Genomic DNA, 6026 nt, shown 5'->3' with positions numbered 1-6026 from the left:
ACGGCAAGGTGGCCTCTTCTCAATTGCAAGCCAGGATTGCAGAAGAGACGAAACGCTTTTTTCAAGAATTATTTAACACCCAAGAGGTGCTGCACAACAACGAAGCATTGCAACAAGTCCTTGCTTTTGCTCTCTCTACCAAGAACCATGAGTTACTGCAATTATTAGGTGAATACGCTGCCAATCATCAAGAAGCCTTTGACGCGCTGCTCGCGACTAATCGGTATTATCTGCAGCAATTAGACCAAGGAATCATCGCTTTTGATGTCCTGGAACAAGGTGCCTCTATTAATGCGAGGAACAAAAAGGGGCAAAGCGCATTGCATCTTGCCACCTTAATGGCAGATAAGAAGAGCATTAGCACCCTCATTGCTCGTGGCATTAATGTAAACATCCAAGATAAAGACGGCAATACCGCTTTAATCCATGCCCTGGAAACAGTGCTCTACAAAGATAAAAACGAAGTTGGACGCGATATTGCCAAACAATTGATTACAGCGCAGGCGAAACTTGACATCAAAGATGAGGATGAAAATACACCGCTTATCATCGCCGTTCAAAACAAGGACTTAGCCATGGTGAACTATCTGCTGGAGCACGGAGCTTGTCTTGAAACCTTTGATGCTCATATGAAAACTGCCTTATTTTGGGCGGCTGAGAAAGGATATGAGGCCATTTTTGATGTGCTCCTGAAACAAGGTGCTCAAGTCAATGGGGTCAGTTATCCAGAGGAAAATACGCCGCTAATGGCTGCATTAAGCAATCACCATTTGGGTATCGCACAAAAAATCGTGTCGCAAGAAGAAGTGGCAATAACACAAAAAAACAAACATGGCGAGACAGCACTTCATTATGCTGCCTATAATCCTAAAATCCTAAAGGCCATTCTCGCATTATATCCAGAAAATAAACGCCTAGAAGCGGTGAAGGTTGAAAACAAAGGTGGCGAGACAGTACTTCATTATGCTGCTATGAATGCTGAAAGCCTAAAGGTCATTCTCGCGTTATTGCCGGAAAATCAACGCCTAGAAGCAGTGATGGTGCAAAGCAAATATGGCGATACAGTACTTCATAATGCTGCTAACAACGCAGAAAGCCTAAAGACTATTCTCGCATTATATCCAGAAAATCAACGTCTAGACGCAGTGAGAATTCAAGACAAGTATGGTATTACAGTACTTCATTTTGCTGATACTAATTCTGAAAGCCTAAAGGCCATTCTCACGTTATTACCGGAAAATCAACGTCTAGAGGCGGTGATGGTTCAAAGCAAATATGGTGATACAGTACTTCATAAGGCTTTTAACAATCCTGAAATTCTAAAGACTATTCTAGCGTTATTGCCGGAAAATAAACGTCTAGAGGCGGTGATGATTCAAGGCAAAGATGGTAATACAGTACTTGATCCTGCTAGTTATAATCCTGAAAACCAAAAGGCCATTCTAGCATTATTGCCAGAAAATCGACGATTAGAGGCAGTGATGATTCAAGACAAGTTTGGTTATACAGTACTTCAACGGGCTTCTGGTAAAAGTTTGCAGGCCGTTCTAGAATTATTACCAGTAAGTCAGCGCTTAGAAGCGGTGAGGACTCAAGACAAGTTTGGTTATACAGTACTTCATAATGCTGCTACGGATGCTAAAGACCTAAAAACTACTCTCGAATTATACCCAGAAAATCAACGCCTAGAGGCGGTAATGATTCAAGGAAAAGATGGTAATACAGTACTTCACCTAGCTGCTAACAATCCTGAAAGCCTAAAAACCATTCTAGCATTATTGCCAGAAAATCAACGGCTAGAAGCTGTGATGATTCAAAACAAAGTTGGCAATACAGCACTTCACCTAGCTGCTAATAATCCTGAAAACCTAAAGACTATTCTAGTATTATTGCCAGAAAATCAACGGCTAGAGACAATGATGATTCAAAACAAAGGCGGCAATACAGCACTTCATCGTGCTGCTACGAACGCTGAAAGCCTAAAGACTATTCTAACATTATATCCAGAAAATCAACGTCTAGAGGCGATGATGATTAAAAACAAAGATGGCAACACAGTACTTCATATGACTTCTACTAAAAATCCTGAAAGCTTAAAGACCATTCAAGCATTATTACCTGCAAAAACTGACTATAGTAATGGGAATAAGGCACAAGTAGTATTAGCTTCAAATAAGGATATTTTAATATCCCAAACCAGGCATTCATTTTTCTCGACTGCTGAAGAAAACAAGAGTGACAAAGATGTGTTGCATAACCTTGCCCCTATTAAGGATTACGTTGCAAAAAAATAATACAGTGAAAAAATCAGACCTTTTGTGAGCTTATTCGTGTTTTTGCAAAACAGTGAACGGAAAGCAGAGGTCTGAATAGAATTGTACTGTGTCGATGATTTTTGTCGGAAATTTTTGCCACATTTTGGGTAGTGCATCAAAATTATTGATGCACACATTTTGACCAAAATCAAATCGATTGATAAATAAGCTGATAACGGTATCATGCATGAATTCAGATTTAGAAAAGCAGATTGTTTTTCTAGCTAATCTTTTGATACGAGTACGGAAAGTTAAAAACTTATGCTTTATTTTTTGAGTATTACGTTTTCTCTCCTCGTGTTGCCCAAAGGGTAATAATCGTTGCTAGGCACCTAGTCCATCAGTAAAATATTGAGTTATGTTGAATGGTTCCAGTAGGTATTGTCATTGCTTGTAGGTCTTATCTGTTCGCTCTCCACATGTATAAGCAAGTATTTCGCTATTGTAATGATTCCAAGCAAGCCACAACCAACTCCATGAAAAATCAATAATAATACATCAACAGTTTTAAAGCATTACCATATAGGTGAGATTACTCTTCATCTATCATAATTGAACTATCTTGAAATTGATTGCGTATTTTATTACGGGCAACTAACTTTTTCACTACAACATCAGGGAAATCAGTAATAGAGATAATCTTTTTTTTCATTAAGACCATAATAAGATCTTCAAGTACTCGAATAAACTCTAAATCCGATGCGAAGAAAGAGAAATTTTTTTCTGAAGAAGTCCCAATAAGAAATTCTAAAACCTCAGGGTGGTTGCTATCAATTTTCTCCATACTGCCTGTTTTATCTTCGTTAAACATGGCGCAAATCTTATTGTTTTCATCACGATTTATGTACACCATTGTTATTCCTTGATATTTTTGATTTAAACATAGTTGAGAATTCACTTTTTTTCAATTAGTATTCCCACCAATCAATCGAAACATTATTGCCTAGATACCCATAAAAACCGTAGGGCAAGGTAATTAAGCAGACCTCATTAATTATCTAGAAAAAACATGTCATAGCGAGTATTCTGCACCATTTGAAGAATGTGAAGAATTAGATGATAAGGATGTTATTAAGCCTTGAAGAAAAAGCGGCATTGAATCGATTAAGATTAAATAAGAATTCAAACGTTGGTGAGCGAGCGCATTATGTATTGCTATCTGGTAATGGTAAATCGGTTAAAGAAATCGCAATCCAATTAAACCGTAACGAGCATACAATTAGATTATGGCTAAATCGTTATAAAACCGAAGGAATCTCTGGTTTGGGGACGCATAAAAAGTCAGGGCGCCCTGCTAAGAAAGCCGTTATTATTGAATCAAAACTTGAAGAATTGCTAAATAAAACTCCCCAAGACTATGGCTATCAAGAAGCTGGATGGCAGATAAGCATTTTACGCCATTGGTTTGAAAAACAAGGTTTGTCTGCTTGCGACAATACTTTATCAAAGGCACTGAATAAATTAGGGTTTGTGTACAAGCGTTTTTCAAAAACATTGCCTGTAAACGCACCATCGGCTGATGAGAAAAAAGTACGTATCAATGATATTGTAGATGAGATTGGGAAATATTCTACGAAAGACATTGAAGTACTCTTTGCTGATGAATCTCACTTTTCTAATCAACCCTATGTTAGCCGTGGCTGGTTCAAATGTGGTGAAAAAAAGTAGTTCCTACGGTTAAAAGCAGGCTGAGTAAAACTATTTTTGGCGCATTAAATATGCATACAAATCGTTTCTATTGGAAACAGGCTGACAGGGGAAACAGCGAGCAATTTATTTGGTTTTTACGCCAACTTCATAAAGCAAGTCCAGACAAAACCTTAATCATTATTTTAGACAATGGTCCCATACATAAAAGTAGAAAAGTACAGGCTTTTGTTAAAAAGCAAAGATGGATAGAATTGTTTTTTCTACCACCATACTCGCCAGAGTATAATCCTATTGAGCGTTTCTGGCTTTGGCTAAAACAAAACGTTTATGGCTGTAAATCATTTACAAAAATGGAGGATCTCATCCAACGAATACGAAAATTAATATGGCATTTTCATGAGGACAGGACTGTATCAAAAATCAACTTTAATTATAATGCTTATGCTAATTTGTTATAGATACTTAATGAGGTCTGCTTATTACTTAATTAGATTAAAAAAAAGACCTCTCCAGCGATTTAACCTCCATTTTTTGTTCAATTTTCTTTTAAAGATTGTGTCTTGTATGCGAACGCTGGGATTCATACTTTGTGCTTAGAACTCTGGATCCAGTGGACAAGCCACGACACGTAGGAAATAGATACATGCCTCGACTTATTAAGAAATCACTTTAACTTATTGATTATAAGATCATTTGTTAAATATTTAAGTCATTTTTTATAAAATATTACCAAGAACAGATTGTTTAATTTTTATATTATACTTATATGAGAGTATTTTAACCAAAGTGAACAATTGAAATGCATAGCTATAGTCTTATTGATTCAGGGACGAGGAATACTCATGGAGTATTGGAACATGCTCACACACTTAACGTAAATGGAGGAAAACTCTCATTTGCGTTTAATTTTTCTATTCCAAATGCACATTTGCTTAATCTTCTCAGTGAGCAAGCTTATGCCAAAGTAATCAATGGATTTCCCAGTGTCTTTAACCTGCATCAACCGTTCTTAGCCGAGGGATTATCGCCTACATTGCCTTCTTTAACTTATCAAGAAATGTTAGAAAACGCAATAAATGAAGCCATAGCCTCAGGCATCGATCCTGCTCAAATACTAGAAATACTCCCAGTCACAGCTGCAGGCACAGAACTGGTAAGTGATAGGAGCGATTATTTTATTTTAGATCCTTTATATGGAATGGGTAGTGTAAGTGCAGGCTATCCTACAACCAAAGAATCATTTTCTTTTTCTGCCAATGACACTACTCTCCAAAAAACAATATTCTTTACACTCACTGCAGAAACATCCCAAGAGGAAGTTTCTCAAGCAGAAGTTTCAATAGACTCCCCTACTCCGACTCCATCTTTGGTATCCCAAGCTAGTCTAACAACTTATGAAGATGCCTTATCCTCAGGTAATAAGGAATCCAATACACAAACCACATCAAGCACAACAGATCTCAATGGATTATTCGGTTCTACACCTAATGTTACACTATCTTTTAACCTGAATAACGATACCAGTTCTCTTCCATCTCTAACCTCTCACGGTGAACCCATTCAATATACTGTAAGAGATAATGTGTTGACAGCAGAAGCTAACGGCCAACCCATCTTTACTTTGACTCTAAATAATGACAACACCCTAACTATGATTCTGCAAGGTCCAATTGACCAACCACAAGATAACACTGAATCATCAAGATTAGATATTTCCAGTTTAATTAATGTAAGCACTTCTAATGGCGACCCCATCACATTACCTGCAAATACCGTTGTAATAGAAATTCAGGACGATGTACCCACCGCCCACCCCGACGCCTTTAACGTGAGCGAAGGCGCTTCGTTCAGTAGCACCGTATTAAGCAACGACATCGCCGGCGCCGACAGTTATGCCGCAGCAGGCGGCGTGATCGGCGTACGCGCCGCCGGCAGCGACACCATCAGTGACGTCAGCACCGGAGTCGATACGCCCATCAACGGTGCTTACGGCACCTTAACCCTGCATGCCGATGGCTCTTATGAATATCAATCCAACGCCAATGCCCTTGCCGGCGCGGC

General features: G+C 38.4%; 4 protein-coding genes and 2 pseudogenes. 4 read left to right on the top strand and 2 right to left on the bottom strand.

The features are described 5' to 3' along the window. On the top strand, positions 1–2294 hold a 2294-nt coding region (locus tag Lsan_RS22630), incomplete at its 5' end, for an ankyrin repeat domain-containing protein (RefSeq protein ID WP_193392707.1). 30 nt (positions 2295–2324) lie between these two features. Here the strand turns inward: Lsan_RS22630 and Lsan_RS23370 are convergent. Beyond that, a pseudogene (locus tag Lsan_RS23370) lies at positions 2325–2615 on the bottom strand (IS1 family transposase); the annotation flags it as partial. 232 nt (positions 2616–2847) lie between these two features. Next, a complete protein-coding gene (locus Lsan_RS12550) occupies positions 2848–3168 on the bottom strand; it encodes a hypothetical protein (protein ID WP_058514576.1) in 321 nt (106 codons plus the stop codon). A 212-nt stretch (positions 3169–3380) separates the two neighbouring features. Between Lsan_RS12550 and Lsan_RS23365 the strand changes: the two genes are divergently transcribed. The 3 genes and pseudogenes from Lsan_RS23365 to Lsan_RS12535 all read left to right on the top strand — a co-directional run. Beyond that, complete coding sequence (locus Lsan_RS23365; protein WP_058514575.1) at positions 3381–3983, top strand: IS630 family transposase; 603 nt, start codon at positions 3381–3383, stop codon at positions 3981–3983. 17 nt (positions 3984–4000) lie between these two features. After that, positions 4001–4423 (top strand): annotated as a pseudogene (locus Lsan_RS23360) (IS630 family transposase); the annotation flags it as partial. 341 nt (positions 4424–4764) lie between these two features. Then, a partial coding sequence (locus tag Lsan_RS12535; protein ID WP_202814630.1) for a VCBS domain-containing protein occupies positions 4765–6026 on the top strand: 1262 nt, incomplete at its 3' end.

The organism is Legionella santicrucis (genome assembly GCF_001468135.1).
Classification (GTDB): Bacteria; Pseudomonadota; Gammaproteobacteria; order Legionellales; family Legionellaceae; genus Legionella; species Legionella santicrucis.
Note: the sequence above shows the minus strand (reverse complement) of the source record. Positions and strands in the feature narration are given on the sequence as shown.

Coding starts and splice junctions, on each gene's coding strand:
- Lsan_RS12550 (WP_058514576.1), bottom strand. CDS start 3,168: ATGGTGTACATAAATCGTGATGAAAACAATAAGATTTGCGCCATGTTT.
- Lsan_RS23365 (WP_058514575.1), top strand. CDS start 3,381: ATGTTATTAAGCCTTGAAGAAAAAGCGGCATTGAATCGATTAAGATTA.